Here is a 14090-nt window from a genome sequence, read left to right as displayed (position 1 = left end):
GAGAGGGAGAGATGGCAGTGCGTCAGCAGTACGGGAAGCCGCCCGACGGTCTTGATCAGCACGTCGTCGACACCGAGGCGGCCGACGTCCGGGGCGCCGACCACCCGCCCCGCGACTTCCCGCCGTACGTGGGCAGTCGGCTGCGCCACCCGAGGCGTCCGCCGTTCCCGGTGCGCGACCCGGAGGCCGTCGAGCTGCGCGGGCCGGTCTTCGGCGCCACCGACGTCGGCCCGCTCGACCACGACCTGACCGCGCACCACCGGGGCGAGCCGCTGGGCGAGCGCGTCACGGTCAGCGGGCGGATCGTGGACAGCGGGGGGCGGCCGGTGGCGGGCCAGCTGACCGAGATCTGGCAGGCCAACGCGGCCGGGCGGTACGCCCATCAACTCGACCGGCACCGCGCGCCGCTGGATCCCCACTTCACCGGCTTCGGCCGCTGCCTCACCGACGCGGACGGGCGCTACTCCTTCACCACCGTCAAGCCGGGCGCGTACCCCTGGCAGAACCACGAGAACGCCTGGCGGCCCGCGCACATCCACTTCTCGCTCTTCGGGACGGCCTTCGCCCAGCGGCTGATCACCCAGATGTACTTCCCGGGCGACCCGCTGCTGGAGTACGACCCGATCTTCCTCTCGGTCCCCGACGAGGCCGCGCGGAGCCGGCTGGTCGCGGCGTACGATCCCCGACTCTCCGTACCGGACTGGTCGTTGGGCTACCGCTGGGACATCGTGCTCGGCGGCACGTCCGCCACCACGTTCGAGGAGGGGGAGCGGTGAACCAGCCCACGCCCTCGCAGACCATCGGGCCCTTCTACGGCCACGCCCTGCCCTTCGCGGGCGGCGAGGCGATGGCCCCGCCGGGCCACCCGGACACCCTCACGCTGCACGGCCACGTCTACGACGGGGACGGCGAGCCGGTGCCCGACGCCCTCCTGGAATTCTGGCAGCCGGGACCGGACGGTTCCCGTACCGGCGAACCCGGCTCGCTCGGCCGCAACGGGGTCGACTTCACGGGCTTCGGCCGCGTCCCCACCGACGCGTCCGGCCACTGGACCCTGCGGACGCTGGCGCCCGGCGGGGTCCCGTACCTGTGCGTCGCGGTCTTCGCGCGGGGCCTGCTGCACCACCTGTTCACCCGGGTGTATCTGAGCGAGGCGCCGGACCCGCTGCTCGACTCCCTGGAGCCGGAGCTGCGCCGCACGCTGATGGCCGTGGCCGACCCGGCCGTGCGCGCCCACCGCTTCGACATCCACCTCCAGGGACCGAAGGAGACGGTGTTCCTCGCATTCCGCTGACCTCGGGGACGCGCTCGGGATCCCCGCCGCCTCCGCCGTGGCCCGGCGCGTGCCTGCCGGGCCGACGGCGAAGGGGGAGTGACGGAGCGTCAGCTCTGCGGGACGTACGACGCGCGGCCCCGGCCGCGCGTCAGCGCGTACCCGGCGACACCGGCGAGTGCGCCGAGCACACCGCCGACGGCCGTCCAGATCCAGCGGTCGGTCCACCAGCCGGACGACCAGCCGTCCTCCGGCTCCGCCTTCGGGCCGCCAGCGCCCAGCGGCGTGGACAGGCTGCCGTCCACCGCGTGGGCGCCGCCCGTGTCCTTGGTGGTCGGCTTCATCTCCGCCTTGACGGGCAGACCCCGCTCGGAGGCGGGCAGCCCGACGGCGGTGAGTCGTACGTAGTAGCTGCCCGGCAGCGGGTCGTTCGACCAGCCGTCGGCCCAGGCGCGCACCGGGCGCAGCGTGCAGGAGAGCGTCACGCTGGTGGCGTCGGGCGCGGCCGAGCGGGACTGCGCCCCGTACATGCACGGCTGGCGGCGGCGCAGCCCGTCGTACACGTCGATCCGCCAGGTCGTCGCGGTCTGGCGGCCGGCGGACGGCAGCGTCACCGTGGCGTCGACGGTGGGGCGCTGCCCCGCGTCGGCGGGGAAGACCCAGTACAGGTAGTCACCGCTGGAGGCCGTCGCGGTGGCCTGCTGGCCCTGCTTGACGGGCGTCGCGGTACGGAACGTGGTGCCCGCCTCCGTCGGCGCGCCGGAGGACTTGCTCGGGCCGGGCGACGGCGTGTCGGCCAAGGCCGGTGCCGCCGGGGCGAGCAGCGCGGCGCCGGTGAGCAGCGCCGCGGCCAGCATCCTTGTGGTACGCATCAGTTGGTCCTCCAGACAGCCACGCGCCAGCGCGAGATCCAGCCCCACAGCAGACCGGCGAGGAGGCCGGTGAGCACCAGCACGCCGAGCAGCCACCAGCCGCGGCCGAGGCCGAAGGCGGCCACGTCCGAGGGCTGGTCGGGGCCGTCGACGACGTCCACGGTCAGCTCGACGGGCATACCGGGCGTGGTCTTCACCGACGCGGGCGCCGAGAAGGAGTTGCTGACCTGGAGGCAGACGGTCTCCACGGCGTCCTTGTCGGCGTCGTCCTTCGCCTTCGGCTTCGGATAGCGCAGACCCGTAGAGATCAGGTCGGTGCGGCCGTCGCCCGCCTCGGAGCCGCGCACGATCTCCCGGCCGTGCCGGGTGACGGCCCGCATCAGCACGCCGTAGTCGTTGTTGACGGCGCGGTCGGCGCCGATGCTGACGGCGGCGCGCAGCTCCTGGCCGGGCTTGACGTCGACCTTGTACCAGCGGTGCTCGCCGAACGTCTCGCGGTCGGTGTACAGGCCGGGCTTCAGCTGCGGCGCGCTCTCGCAGCTCGCGGCGCCGTTGGTGGCGACCGGGACCACCACCGGGTCGGCGGCGCGGTCGACCGACTGTTTGACGCGGTCCTTGAGCTCGTCCTTGTGCTTCACCGAGGTGTACGTGCCGCCGGTCGCCTGCGCGATGCAGGTCAGCTGGTCACGGGTCTTGGCGTCCGGGTTCAGGCCGAGCGTGTCGATGACCAGGTGGATGCCCTGGGCGGCGATGTCGCGCGCCACCTCGCACGGGTCGAGCGGCGCGCAGGTGTCCTCGCCGTCCGTGATGAGCACGATCCGGCGGGTCGCCTCGCCGCCCTTGAGGTCCTGCGCCGCGCCCTGCAGGGCGGGGCCGATCGGCGTCCAGCCGGTCGGGGCGAGGGTGGCGACGGCGGTCTTCGCCTCGGTGCGGTCGAGCGGGCCGACCGGGTACAGCTGGCGGGTGTCCTTGCAGCCGACCTGGCGGTCGTTGCCCGGGTAGTTGGCGCCGAGCGTCCGTATGCCGAGCTCGACCTCCGGCGGGGCCGAGTCCAGTACGTCGTTGAAGGCCTGCTTGGCGACGACCATCCGGGACTGGCCGTCGATGTCGCGGGCCCGCATGGAGCCGCTGACGTCGAGCACCAGCTCGACCTTGGGTGCGGCCTTCTGTGCGGGCGGTCCGTCGGCCGCGACCGCGTCGGCCGGGAGGATGCCGGTGGCGAGGGTGGCGAGCAGCGCGCCCACCCCGGCCGCCAACCGTTTTCTGGTGATCATCGCCGGATCCTATGGAAGATCGTATCCCCGCCCAAATCCAGCGACTCCGCGGCCGGTTCCGCCGGGCGGCGGACCGGGGCCCGCCCGGGTCAGGGATCCGCGCGCTTCACGTTCTCCAGAAGCATGTCCAGCCACTCGGTGACCTTGTCGCGGTGCTTGTCCGTGGGGAGCTGGGCGGCCCGCCAGGCGATGCCGCGCACACCGTGGTCCTGGAGCAGGCGCTCAAGGGGGTCGTCCCCGGCCGGGGCGAGCGCGTCGAGTTCGCGCTCCCGGTCGTGCTCGCGGGCGGCGAAGGCGTGCAGCAGCTCCTGTTCGGTACGGAGCAGCGCGTCGCTCAGGGCCTCGCTGTCCTCGGCGGTGAGATAGCCCGCGTGGACCTTGAAGAAGCGCTGGATGGCGTCGCAGTGCTCCATGGTGGGGCGCCGGTCGCCGTTGATGAGGGCGCCCGCCTGCTGCCGGGACATCCCGGCGCCGTCGGCGATCTCCTGCTGGGTGTAGGGGCGGCCGTTCGGTTTCAGCCGGGAGCGGCGCAGCGCGCCGAACCGTTGGAGGAACCGGGCCTGGACGTCCGGTTCACCGGCCGGACGGCCTTCGAGCAGCGCCTGGACGACGTCGGCCGGAACGCCCGAGGCGTCGGAGAGCTGGTGCACGTCGAAGACCTCTGCCTGGCTCATTCCGAGCTTGCGGGCCAGTTCGTCGACGCGGGCCGCGATGTCCCCCAGAGGGCCCGTGGCCGCCGGTCCCGGATCCGAGAAGCCGTCCGTCACCAGTAATTCTCCTAGATCACACGAGTTGCTCCGCACACCTCGAACACAGAGTGAAGATGTCCGGAGGCTACTTGCTCACGCCGTAGAGAACCAGAACTTGCCACAGCTGTGGCGTATTTGAGGCGTTCTCGGGCCGGAATGCCACGATGGTTGACATTGTCTTGTCGGCGGGAGCAGGATCGCAGCACGGTGCGAAGATCGACCTCTGTGCGATGAGGACGTGGAGGACGGCAGGCGCACCGCGTGCCTGCAAGAGGAGTCGCGTTCTCGATGGTGAAAGAACCGTTGGTGAACAGGTCAGCCGGCCCCGTACCGGACAACGGACGGGGCGCCACCGCCACCGACCAGTGGGACGCCGAGGCGCGTGCCTACGTCGACGACCACATAGCGATGATGGACGCCACGGACTTACCGTCGTTCCTCGTCGATCGCAGCTGGAACGTCGTGCACGCCAACACCGCGTACGACAGGCTGTTCCGCGCCGTGGGCCCCCACCCCACCGCGATGCCCCGCGACAACTTCCTGCGTTTCGTCCTCTTCCACCCCCACGCGGGCTCCGTGCTCGCCCAGCACGAGACGGGTTGGTGCCTCCCCATGCTCGCCCAGCTCTCGTCCGCCCTGGAGCGCGACCCGCACGACCCCGAACTGCGCGCCGTGCACCGCGAGATCGCCGACGACCCGCTGATGAGCGCGGCCTACCAGCAGGGCCTGCCGCACTGGATGCGCATGGTCGGCCCGGCCGCCGTGCACCACGACGGGACCGTACGGGCCGTGCGCCACCCCGACCCCGGCTGGGACGCCGTGGAGTGCCGCGTCCTCGACGAGTCCTCCGGGACGCTGGGCGAGCTGGGACTGCGCCGGGTCACCCTGGTGCTGCGCCGCACGCCCGCCGAGCCCCGCGCGCACGCCCCCAAGAGCGCGCCCAGGAACGTCGTGATCACCCGGCGCCGGGGCCATCTGAGCCTCGTCCGCATGGAACCGGCCCCCGTCGAGAGCTGATCGGGAGCCGCCGGTCACGGCCGCCGTAGACAATGGGCGGGTGACACTCCGCTACCGCGTACTCGGACCGACGCGGGCCCTGTGCCCGGACGGCAGTGAGGTGCCGCTCGGCGGCGCCCGGCTGCGGGCCCTGCTCGCCGCGCTGGCAGCGGGCGCCGGACGCGCGGTGCCGGTAGCGGAGCTGGCCGCCCGGCTCTGGGCCGACGACACCGCACCCGCCGACGAGGCCGCGGCCGTCCAGGCGCTGGTCGGACGGCTGCGGCGGGCGCTCGGCCGGGACGCCGTGGAGTCCGCGCCGGGCGCCTACCGGCTGGCCGCCGACCCCGACGACATCGACGTGTTCCGCTTCGAACGGCTGGCCGGGGAAGGCGCGGACGCGCTGGCGGACGGGGACGCGCGGAAGGCGGCGCAACTGCTCGACGACGCCCTCGCGCTGTGGCAGGGGCCGGTCCTGGCCGAGCTTCCGGTACGGGAACGGGACCCGCTGGTCGTCCGGGCCGAGCGCCGCCACGCCGAGGCCCGCCGCTGCCGCCTCGCCGCCGACACCGCGCTCGGCCGCGCCGAGCACACCCTGCCGGAACTGGCCGGGCTGGTCGCGGCGGCGCCCCTGGACGAGCCGCTGCGAGCCCTGTACCTGCGCGCCCTGACGGCGGCGGGCCGCCGGGCCGAGGCGCTGGCGGCGTACGAGTCGGCCCGCCTCGCCCTCGACGACGCGCTGGGCACCGCCCCGGGTCCCGAACTGCGGGCGCTGCACGCCGAGTTGCTGAAGGACACCCCATCGGCGGATCCGGCTCGACGCGCGGAAAGCGCCCCCGGCAACCTCCGCGCCCGCCTCACCTCCTTCGTCGGGCGCGAGCCCGAACTCCTCGCCCTGCGCGCCGACTTGGCCGACGCCCGGCTCGTCACCCTCACCGGACCCGGCGGCGCGGGCAAGACCCGGCTCGCCCTGGAGGCCGCCGAAGCTGTCGCCCACGAGTGGGCCGACGGCGTCTGGCTGGCCGAGCTCGCATCCGTACGGGAGGCGGCGCAGCTGCCGCAGGCCCTGCTCACCGCGCTCGGCGCGCGCGAGAGCGTGCTGCTCACCGCGGCCGAGGCCGGGCCCCGAGACCCGCTGGCACGGCTCGTCGCGCACTGCGGCCGCCGCCGGATGCTGCTCGTCCTCGACAACTGCGAGCAGATCGCCGCCGGGGCGGCCGAGCTGGCGCACGAACTGCTCACCGCCTGCCCCGAAGTCACCATTCTCGCCACCAGCAGGGAACCCCTCGGCGTCCCGGGCGAGCGGGTGCGCGGGGTGGGACCCCTGCCGCTGGACACCGCCCTGCGGCTGTTCGGCGAGCGGGGCGCGGCGGCCCGGGCGGGCTTCCGCGTGGCCGAGGACCCGGAGGCCGCCGCGGAGGTCTGCCGCCGCCTCGACGGGCTGCCCCTCGCCCTCGAACTCGCCGCGGCCCGGCTGCGGATGCTCACCCCGCGCCAGCTCGCCGACCGCCTCGACGACCGCTTCCGCCTGCTGGGCGACGGAGCCCGCACCAGCCGGACGCTGCGGCCCCGGCAGCAGACCCTGCGGGCCGTCGTCGACTGGTCCTGGGAGCTCCTGGACGCGCGCGAGCGGGCCGTGCTGCGCCGCCTCGCCGTCTTCTCCGGCGGCTTCGCGCTGCCCGAGGCGGAGGCGGTCTGCGCCGATCCCGCCGACCCGGCCGAGCACCCCGGCGACGTACTCGGCCTGCTCGCCTCCCTCGTCGACAAGTCCCTGGTCGTGGCGGACCCGGACGGCGGCGCGATGCGCTACCGGCTCCTTGAGACCGTCGCGGAGTACGCCGCCGAGCGGCTCGCCGAGTCGGGCGAGGGCGCGGCGGTCGAGCTGCGCCATCTGGTCGCGTACCGCGAACTCGCCCGCACCGGCGAGGCCGTGCTGCGCGGGCCCCGGCAGGCCGACGGGATGCGGCGGTTCGAGACCGAGCACGGGAACGTACGGACCGCGCTGGGCCGGGCGGTCGAGCACGGCCGCGAGCAGGACGCGCTCTGCACGGCCCTCTCGATGAGCTGGTTCTGGCAGCTGCGCGGCCACCAGAGCGACGCCCGCGCCTGGTCGCTCGCGGCGGCCGGGATGGGGCCCGACCCGTTCGCGGAGCCGGTGCGCCCCGCCGTGCCGCTCACCGCCCGCTGCACCGACGCGCCGCCGCCGTGGTCCGAGGAGCAGCTGTGGGAGGCCCGGCGCGGGGTGCGGATGATGCTGTTCGCGGGCGGCGGCGAGGGCGAGGGCGCGGAGTTCGCCAGCCCGGCGGCCCAGCCGTATCTGCGCCGGATCGTGGCCGCGTACGGCTCGGCGCTGCCGCAGAACTGCCGCCAGCCCGGGTCCGTCTGGTACTTCGCCCGGATGCTCACGCACGAGTTCGCCGGGTTCCCGCAGGCCGTCGACGCGATGGTCGAGGACTGCCGGGCGCTCGGCGAACCGTGGGACCTCGCCTTCGCGCTGCTGCTGCGGGCCAAGCTGGTCGGCGGCCCCGACGCGGACGAGGCACTGGCCCTGTTCGAACGGCTCGGGGACCCGTGGGCCATCGCCGAGACGCTCTCGGCGCGCGGCGAGGACCACTCGCGGCGGGGCCGGTACGAGGAGGCCGCCGCCGACTTCGAGCGCGCCATGGCGTCCACCACCTGGACCGGCGCGTACGCCCAGGGCCCCATGTTCAAGGCGCGTCTCGCCACGGTCCGCCTCGCCGTCGCCCGGACGGACGAGGAGGCCGGGCGGGCCGAGCGGCTGCTGCTCGACGCCGTCGAGGAGTCGCGCCACTACGCGGGCGAGGGCGTCGGCACCGCCCGGATGCTGCTCGCCCACCACTACGCGGCCACCGCTCGCGTCGGCCGGGCGCGTGAGCAACTGCGGCTGATGGAGGCCGAGTTCACGAAGAACGTGCCGGAGATGTTCCGCGGTCTGGTCGCCGGGGTGGACGGCTGGCTGGACTGCCTCGGCGGCGCGTACGCCGACGCGCTCGGGCATGTGCGCGAGGCGGTGCGGCAGCTGGAGGGGCAGGCGTATCTGGTCGCGCCCAATCTGATCACCAGCCAGTTCCTCGTCGCCGCCTGGGCCAAGGCGCACCTCGGCGCTGCCGAGGAGGGCGCCCGGCTGCTCGGCGCCTACGACCGGCACGCCGACGGGCGCCACGGCGGCTTCGGGCTGCGCCCGCTGCCGTCCGAGCCCGCCGTGCGGCGCCGCGCCGAGGCCGAACTGCGCGCCGTGCTCGACGACACCGCGTACCGCCGCTCGTACGAAGAGGGGCACGGGCTCGCGGTGGAGGCGGCCGCGTCCCTGGTGTGAGGTGCGGTGGTGAACAGGGTGAAGGGGGAGTGCGCGAGGGGCGCGTGAAGCTCGGCTGTTGGCCCGCTTAAGAAAACCTCGATGGACGCGGGCGGCTCTTGCTCGGCAGATTAGTGATCAGCCATGGAACCATGGCTTTCGCCCCTCTTTGTACGTCCCGGGAGCCGCCCGCCATGAAGGCCCTTGTCAAGCAGCACGCCGAACCCGGACTGTGGCTCATGGACGTCCCGGAGCCGGAGACCGGCCCCGGCGACGTGCTGATCAAGGTGCTGCGCACCGGCATCTGCGGCACCGACCTGCACATCCGCTCCTGGGACGGCTGGGCGCAGGGCGCGGTCAAGACCCCCCTCGTCCTCGGCCACGAGTTCGTCGGCGAGGTCGCGGCGGTCGGCGCGGACGTCCGGGACATCGCGGTCGGCGACCTGGTCAGCGGCGAGGGCCATCTGGTCTGCGGCAAGTGCCGCAACTGCCTGGCGGGCCGCCGCCACCTGTGCCGCTCCACGATCGGCCTCGGCGTGGGGCGCAACGGCGCCTTCGCGGAGTACGTGGCGCTGCCCGCCGCCAACGTGTGGGTGCACCGCACGCCGGTCCCGCTCGACGTCGCCGCGATCTTCGACCCGTTCGGCAACGCCGTGCACACCGCGCTCTCCTTCCCGCTGGTCGGCGAGGACGTCCTGATCACCGGCGCGGGCCCGATCGGCATCATGGCGGCGGCCGTGGCCAAGCACGCGGGCGCCCGCAACGTCGTGATCACCGACGTCAGCCCCGAGCGCCTGGAGCTGGCCCGCAAGGCCGGTGCCACGCTCGCGGTGAACGTGGCGCAGTCCTCGATCGCGGACGCCCAGCGCCGGCTAGGTCTGCGCGAGGGCTTCGACGTCGGCCTGGAGATGTCGGGCCGCGCCGAGGCCATGCGCGACATGATCGACAACATGACGCACGGCGGCAAGATCGCGATGCTCGGACTGCCCGCGCAGGAGTTCGCCGTCGACTGGTCGAAGATCGTCACCTCGATGATCACGGTCAAGGGCATCTACGGCCGTGAGATGTTCGAGACGTGGTACGCGATGACGGTGCTGCTCGAAGGCGGCCTCGACCTCTCCCCGGTGATCACCGGCAGCTACTCCTACCGGGACTTCGACGCGGCCTTCGACGAGGCCGCCACCGCCCGCAGCGGCAAGATCATCCTCGACTGGACCGCCTGAGTCCCCCCGGTATCTAGGAGCCTGAGCATGTACGCGTCCGTTCGCGACGACCTCCAGAAGACCCTCGACGAGATCCGCGAGGCCGGTCTCTTCAAGCCCGAGCGGGTGATCTCCACCCCGCAGAACGCCTCGGTCGCCGTGCCCACCGGTGAGGTCCTGAACTTCTGCGCCAACAACTACCTGGGCCTCGCCGACCACCCCGAGGTGATCGCCGCCGCCAAGGAGGCGCTCGACCGCTGGGGCTACGGCATGGCCTCGGTCCGCTTCATCTGCGGCACCCAGGACGTCCACAAGGAGCTGGAGGCGCGGCTTTCGGCGTTCCTCGGCCAGGAGGACACGATCCTCTACTCGTCCTGCTTCGACGCCAACGGCGGTGTCTTCGAGACCCTGCTCGGCGCCGAGGACGCGGTGATCTCCGACGCCCTCAACCACGCCTCGATCATCGACGGCATCCGGCTCTCCAAGGCCGCCCGCTACCGGTACGCCAACCGCGACATGGCCGAGCTGGAGGCGAAGCTCAAGGAGGCCTCCGGTGCGCGCCGTCGCCTCATCGTCACCGACGGTGTCTTCTCCATGGACGGCTACGTCGCCCCGCTCCAGGAGATCTGCGACCTCGCCGACCGCTACGACGCCATGGTCATGGTCGACGACTCGCACGCCGTCGGCTTCGTGGGCCCCGGCGGCCGCGGCACGCCCGAGCTGCACGGCGTCATGGACCGCGTCGACATCATCACCGGCACCCTCGGCAAGGCGCTCGGCGGCGCCTCCGGCGGCTACGTCGCGGCCCGCGCCGAGATCGTCGCCCTGCTGCGCCAGCGCTCGCGCCCGTACCTCTTCTCGAACTCGCTGGCCCCGGTGATCGCCGCGGCCTCCCTGAAGGTCCTGGACCTGCTGGAGTCGGCGGGCGACCTGCGCGACAAGCTCGCCGCCAACACCGCGCTCTTCCGGACGAAGATGACCGAGGCGGGCTTCGAGATCCTGCCCGGCGACCACGCCATCGCCCCCGTCATGATCGGCGACGCCGCCGAGGCCGCCCGCATGGCCGAGCTGCTGCTCGAACGCGGTGTGTACGTGATCGGCTTCTCCTACCCGGTGGTCCCGATGGGCCAGGCCCGCATCCGGGTCCAGCTCTCCGCCGCGCACTCCACGGCCGACGTGGAGCGGGCCGTTGCCGCGTTCATCGACGCCCGGGCGACAATGGCCGGGTGATCGACCCGCGCCGGCTCCGCATCCTGCGCGCCGCGGCGGACCACCGTACGGTGACCGCCGCGGCCGCAGCGCTCTATCTGACCCCTTCCGCCGTCTCCCAGCAGCTCGCCGCCCTGGAGCAGGAGACCGGCCACACGCTGCTGACCCGCAGCGGCAAGGGCGTACGGCTCACCGCGGCCGGCGAGATCCTCCTGGAGCACGCCAACGCGGTCCTCGCCCAGCTGGAGCGGGCGGAGGCGGAGCTGGCGGCGTACGCGGGCGGCGCGGCCGGCGACGTGACGGTGGCGGCGTTCGCCACCGGCATCGCGGAGGTGCTCGCCCCGGCCGTGGCCCGGCTGCGCGCCACGCACTCCACGATCCGGGTCCGGGTGCGCGACGCCGAGGGCGACGAGTCGCTGCCGATGGTCCTGGACGGCGAGGCGGACGTGGCGCTCGCGGTCGAGTACCGGGGCGCCCCCAGGGAGGACGACCGGCGGCTGGCCCGGGTCGCGCTCTACGCGGAGTCCTTCGACGCGGTGCTCCCGGCCGGGCACCCGCTGGCGCACGCGCCGGAGGTGCGGCTCTCCGAGCTGGCCGAGGACGACTGGATCGGCCCGTACCCCGGCAACCCCTGCCACGACGTGGTCTTCCTCGCCTGTGAGCTGGCGGGCTTCGAGCCGCGCCTGGTCCACTCCTCGGACGACTTCCGCGCCGTGGTGGCGCTGGCGGGCGCCGGGGCGGGCGTGGCGCTCGTACCGCGCTCGGCGCTGCGCGGCATGGAGCAGAAGAACACGGTGGTGCGCCCGGTCGCGGGCCCCGCCGCCACCCGCCGCGTCTTCGCGGCGGTCCGCAGCGGCGCCGAGCACCACCCGCTGATCAGCCCGGTCCTGGACGCCCTGGCCCGGGCGGCGCAAGGTCTGACGACGGGCTGAGCCCGTGAGCGGGAAGCTCCGGTCCGCGGGGGGCGAAGTCCCACCCGGGGTCGGCGCGAAGGGCGGGCGAACAGGTCAGGTCCATGCCGGTGCCGTTCCAGTGAGCTGGCATACCACCAGGTAGAGCGGGATGGGGGGCGTGTACGGGCTGGTTCCGTCGGGGCAGTGGATCATCCGCCGTCCCGGGTTCTCCGGAACGCGCGCGTCCGGGGCGTAGCGGGCCGGGTGCGGCCAGGTCAGGTCGTGGTCCGAGCCCGCCGGGACCACCCACCACCAGCAGACGGCGTCCGCGAAGACGCAGCCCGAGCGGGGCAGCCGGGACAGCACCCGGAAGCCGTAGGAGGCGGGCACCGCGACCGCGTCGCAGCCCAGAGACGCCGGGAGCGCCGGCGGCAGCACGAGTCTGCCGCCGGTCGCTCCGGCGCCCCCTTGCGGGCCGGGCCCCCGAGGCCCCCCAGCCTCTTCCCGGCCGCCTCTGGACAGAAGTGTGCGTGGGCCCCTCAGCATGCAGGGACCGCCCCGAGCCGGGCCCAGACGATCCGGCCGGTGCCGTGCGGCACGTCGTGGGCGCCCCAGGCGACGCTCAGCGCGTCGACGAGCAGCAGCCCGCGGCCGCCCTCCTCGCCGTCGGCGGCGTCGCACAGCGTGGGCCCGCCCGTGCCGTACCCCTGGTCCCTGACGGCGACCGTCAAGTGACCGGAGGAGAAGGAGAGTTCGCAGGACACCCGGGTGCCCGCGGTGTGCACGACGGCGTTGGTGACGAGCTCGGAGACGACCAGCGCGGCCGCGTCGCCCAGCTCCTCGCACAGCCCCCACCGGACGGTGACCTCGGCGGTGTGGCGGCGCGCGGCGGCGGCGGATTCGGGCCGGGCGGAGAGTTCGAACGCGTACCGGCGGACGTCGGCGACGGACACCGTGGAGGCCGCGCCTATGAGCTGCGGGACGAGCGCATTACCAGGGGCCACGACCGGGTCCTCACAGTGGGGAAGCGGTGCCGCACGCGACAACCGCATGTGCGGGCGTTCACCGACCTACCTTCCACCCATCCGTGACACTTGGCAAGGGGCACTCTGAAAATTGCAGAGTGCTGTGTTCTGGGCTGAGGTGGCATGGCACACTGCTCGGCAACAGGGTTAGGGGAGGTCTGACGTGAGTGAACCCCGGTCCGCCCCGACCGTGGGGCAGGTCGTGCTGGGCAGACGCCTGCAGGACCTGCGCGAGCGGGCCGGCCTCAAGCGCGAGGAGGCGGCGAAGGTGCTCCGCGTCGCTCCCGCCACGATCCGCCGCATGGAGACGGCCGAGGTCGCGCTGAAGATCCCGTACGTACAGCTGCTGCTCAAGGCGTACGGCATCGGGGACGAGGAGACGGACCGTTTCATCGAACTGGCGGAGGAGGCCAACAAGCCGGGGTGGTGGCAGCGCTTCCACGACATCCTGCCCGACTGGTTCAGCATGTACGTCAGCCTGGAGGGGGCGGCCTCGCTCATCCGGACGTACGAGCCGCACTTCGTTCCGGGACTCCTCCAGACCGAGGAGTACGCGCGCTCGGTGATGGTCAGCGGCGCCCTCGGGCAGACCCGGGCCGCCGACATCGAGCGGCACGTGGCCCTGCGCATGGAGCGCCAGTCACTGCTCACCCGGGACAACGCGCCGCGGTTCTGGGTGATCATGGACGAGACCGTGCTGCGCCGCCCGGTGGGCGGGCCCGAGGTGATGCGCGGCCAGCTCGACCGGCTCCTGGAGGCGGCCGAGCTGCCCCATGTGACGATCCAGCTCGCCGAGTTCGCGACGGGGCACCACCCGGGGACGTACGGCCCGTTCGTCCTGTTCAGATTTGCCGTGCCGGAACTCCCGGACATGGTCTACAGCGAGTACCTGACCGGCGCGGTCTATCTCGACGCGCGTCCCGAGGTCGACACCCACCTCGAAGTCATGGACCGCATGGCGGCCCAGGCCGCGACTGCACGACGCACGAAGGAGATCCTGGCGGATCTCCGCGAGGAGCTGTGAATGGATCACATATACAACGGCATGCCGGCCCGCGAGCTCGGGACCGAGGGCTGGCACAAGCCGTGGAGCGGTGGCAACGGCGGCAACTGCGTCGAAGCCATGAAGCTGGCCGACGGCCGGGTCGCGGTGCGCCAGTCGGCCGACCCGGAGGGCCCCGCTCTGATCTACAGCAGCAACGAGATCGCCGCGTTCATCCTCGGCGCCAAGTCGGGCCAGGCCGACTTCCTGCTGACGTGATCCACCGGACGGCCGCCGCCCGG

14 protein-coding genes are annotated in these 14090 nt (G+C 73.4%); 9 read left to right on the top strand and 5 right to left on the bottom strand.

Going from position 1 to position 14090, the window contains the following annotated elements; translation table 11 throughout:
• Positions 1–11: 11 nt before the first annotated feature.
• Positions 12–776 (top strand): protocatechuate 3,4-dioxygenase subunit beta, encoded by a 765-nt coding sequence (pcaH, locus tag IE252_RS19005; protein ID WP_190090636.1) that lies wholly within the window; start codon positions 12–14, stop codon positions 774–776.
• Positions 773–1294: a protocatechuate 3,4-dioxygenase subunit alpha gene (gene pcaG, locus IE252_RS19000; RefSeq protein WP_190090635.1), complete on the top strand. Its 522-nt coding sequence runs from the start codon at positions 773–775 to the stop codon at positions 1292–1294. The genes pcaH and pcaG overlap by 4 nt, the downstream gene beginning before the upstream one ends.
• Positions 1295–1383: 89 nt before the next feature.
• On the opposite strand, the gene IE252_RS18995 is transcribed toward pcaG, so the two are convergent.
• The 3 genes from IE252_RS18995 to IE252_RS18985 all read right to left on the bottom strand — a co-directional run bounded on the left by IE252_RS18995 (position 1384) and on the right by IE252_RS18985 (position 4186).
• Positions 1384–2145, bottom strand: coding sequence for a hypothetical protein (locus tag IE252_RS18995; RefSeq protein ID WP_190090634.1), 762 nt, complete (start codon positions 2143–2145; stop codon positions 1384–1386).
• On the bottom strand, positions 2145–3419 hold the full coding sequence (locus tag IE252_RS18990; RefSeq protein WP_190090633.1) for a VWA domain-containing protein: 1275 nt from the start codon (positions 3417–3419) through the stop codon (positions 2145–2147). Before IE252_RS18990 ends, IE252_RS18995 begins: the two co-directional genes overlap by 1 nt.
• A gap of 89 nt (positions 3420–3508) precedes the next feature.
• Complete coding sequence (locus IE252_RS18985; RefSeq protein WP_190090632.1) at positions 3509–4186, bottom strand: helix-turn-helix domain-containing protein; 678 nt, start codon at positions 4184–4186, stop codon at positions 3509–3511.
• Between the two features lie 288 nt (positions 4187–4474).
• Between IE252_RS18985 and IE252_RS18980 the strand changes: the two genes are divergently transcribed.
• The 5 genes from IE252_RS18980 (at position 4475) to IE252_RS18960 (ending at position 11820) form a co-directional block, all read left to right on the top strand.
• Complete coding sequence (locus tag IE252_RS18980) at positions 4475–5185, top strand: MmyB family transcriptional regulator (RefSeq protein ID WP_229848564.1); 711 nt, start codon at positions 4475–4477, stop codon at positions 5183–5185.
• A 40-nt stretch (positions 5186–5225) separates the two neighbouring features.
• The gene (locus IE252_RS18975; RefSeq protein ID WP_190090630.1) at positions 5226–8498 is read left to right on the top strand and encodes an ATP-binding protein; all 3273 of its coding nucleotides are present in this window, start codon (positions 5226–5228) and stop codon (positions 8496–8498) included.
• A 173-nt stretch (positions 8499–8671) separates the two neighbouring features.
• Complete coding sequence (tdh, locus tag IE252_RS18970; protein WP_190090629.1) at positions 8672–9700, top strand: L-threonine 3-dehydrogenase; 1029 nt, start codon at positions 8672–8674, stop codon at positions 9698–9700.
• Positions 9701–9727: 27 nt separating this feature from the next.
• The gene (locus IE252_RS18965) at positions 9728–10909 is read left to right on the top strand and encodes a glycine C-acetyltransferase (RefSeq protein ID WP_190090628.1); all 1182 of its coding nucleotides are present in this window, start codon (positions 9728–9730) and stop codon (positions 10907–10909) included.
• On the top strand, positions 10906–11820 hold the full coding sequence (locus IE252_RS18960; protein ID WP_190090627.1) for a LysR family transcriptional regulator: 915 nt from the start codon (positions 10906–10908) through the stop codon (positions 11818–11820). Before IE252_RS18965 ends, IE252_RS18960 begins: the two co-directional genes overlap by 4 nt.
• A gap of 75 nt (positions 11821–11895) precedes the next feature.
• On the opposite strand, the gene IE252_RS18955 is transcribed toward IE252_RS18960, so the two are convergent.
• On the bottom strand, positions 11896–12327 hold the full coding sequence (locus IE252_RS18955; protein ID WP_373298570.1) for a hypothetical protein: 432 nt from the start codon (positions 12325–12327) through the stop codon (positions 11896–11898).
• Positions 12321–12785 (bottom strand): ATP-binding protein, encoded by a 465-nt coding sequence (locus tag IE252_RS18950; RefSeq protein WP_190090626.1) that lies wholly within the window; start codon positions 12783–12785, stop codon positions 12321–12323. Before IE252_RS18950 ends, IE252_RS18955 begins: the two co-directional genes overlap by 7 nt.
• A 184-nt stretch (positions 12786–12969) precedes the next feature.
• On the opposite strand from IE252_RS18950, the gene IE252_RS18945 reads away from it, so the two are divergent.
• Complete coding sequence (locus tag IE252_RS18945; protein ID WP_190090625.1) at positions 12970–13830, top strand: Sco1979 family transcriptional regulator; 861 nt, start codon at positions 12970–12972, stop codon at positions 13828–13830.
• A complete protein-coding gene (locus tag IE252_RS18940) occupies positions 13831–14067 on the top strand; it encodes a DUF397 domain-containing protein (RefSeq protein WP_190090624.1) in 237 nt (78 codons plus the stop codon).
• The last annotated feature ends 23 nt before the right edge of the window (positions 14068–14090 follow it).

This window comes from Streptomyces melanogenes (assembly GCF_014649795.1).
Taxonomy (GTDB): Bacteria; Actinomycetota; Actinomycetes; order Streptomycetales; family Streptomycetaceae; genus Streptomyces; species Streptomyces noboritoensis.
The sequence above is the reverse complement of the archived record's forward strand: the minus strand, read 5'-3'. Positions and strand labels throughout refer to the sequence as shown.

Bases quoted from the DNA above. Each gene is read 5' to 3' on its own strand.
- pcaH (WP_190090636.1), top strand. From the start codon at position 12: ATGGCAGTGCGTCAGCAGTACGGGAAGCCGCCCGACGGTCTTGATCAG.
- IE252_RS18995 (WP_190090634.1), bottom strand. From the start codon at position 2,145: ATGCGTACCACAAGGATGCTGGCCGCGGCGCTGCTCACCGGCGCCGCG.
- IE252_RS18990 (WP_190090633.1), bottom strand. From the start codon at position 3,419: ATGATCACCAGAAAACGGTTGGCGGCCGGGGTGGGCGCGCTGCTCGCC.
- tdh (WP_190090629.1), top strand. From the start codon at position 8,672: ATGAAGGCCCTTGTCAAGCAGCACGCCGAACCCGGACTGTGGCTCATG.
- IE252_RS18965 (WP_190090628.1), top strand. From the start codon at position 9,728: ATGTACGCGTCCGTTCGCGACGACCTCCAGAAGACCCTCGACGAGATC.
- IE252_RS18955 (WP_373298570.1), bottom strand. From the start codon at position 12,327: ATGCTGAGGGGCCCACGCACACTTCTGTCCAGAGGCGGCCGGGAAGAG.
- IE252_RS18940 (WP_190090624.1), top strand. From the start codon at position 13,831: ATGGATCACATATACAACGGCATGCCGGCCCGCGAGCTCGGGACCGAG.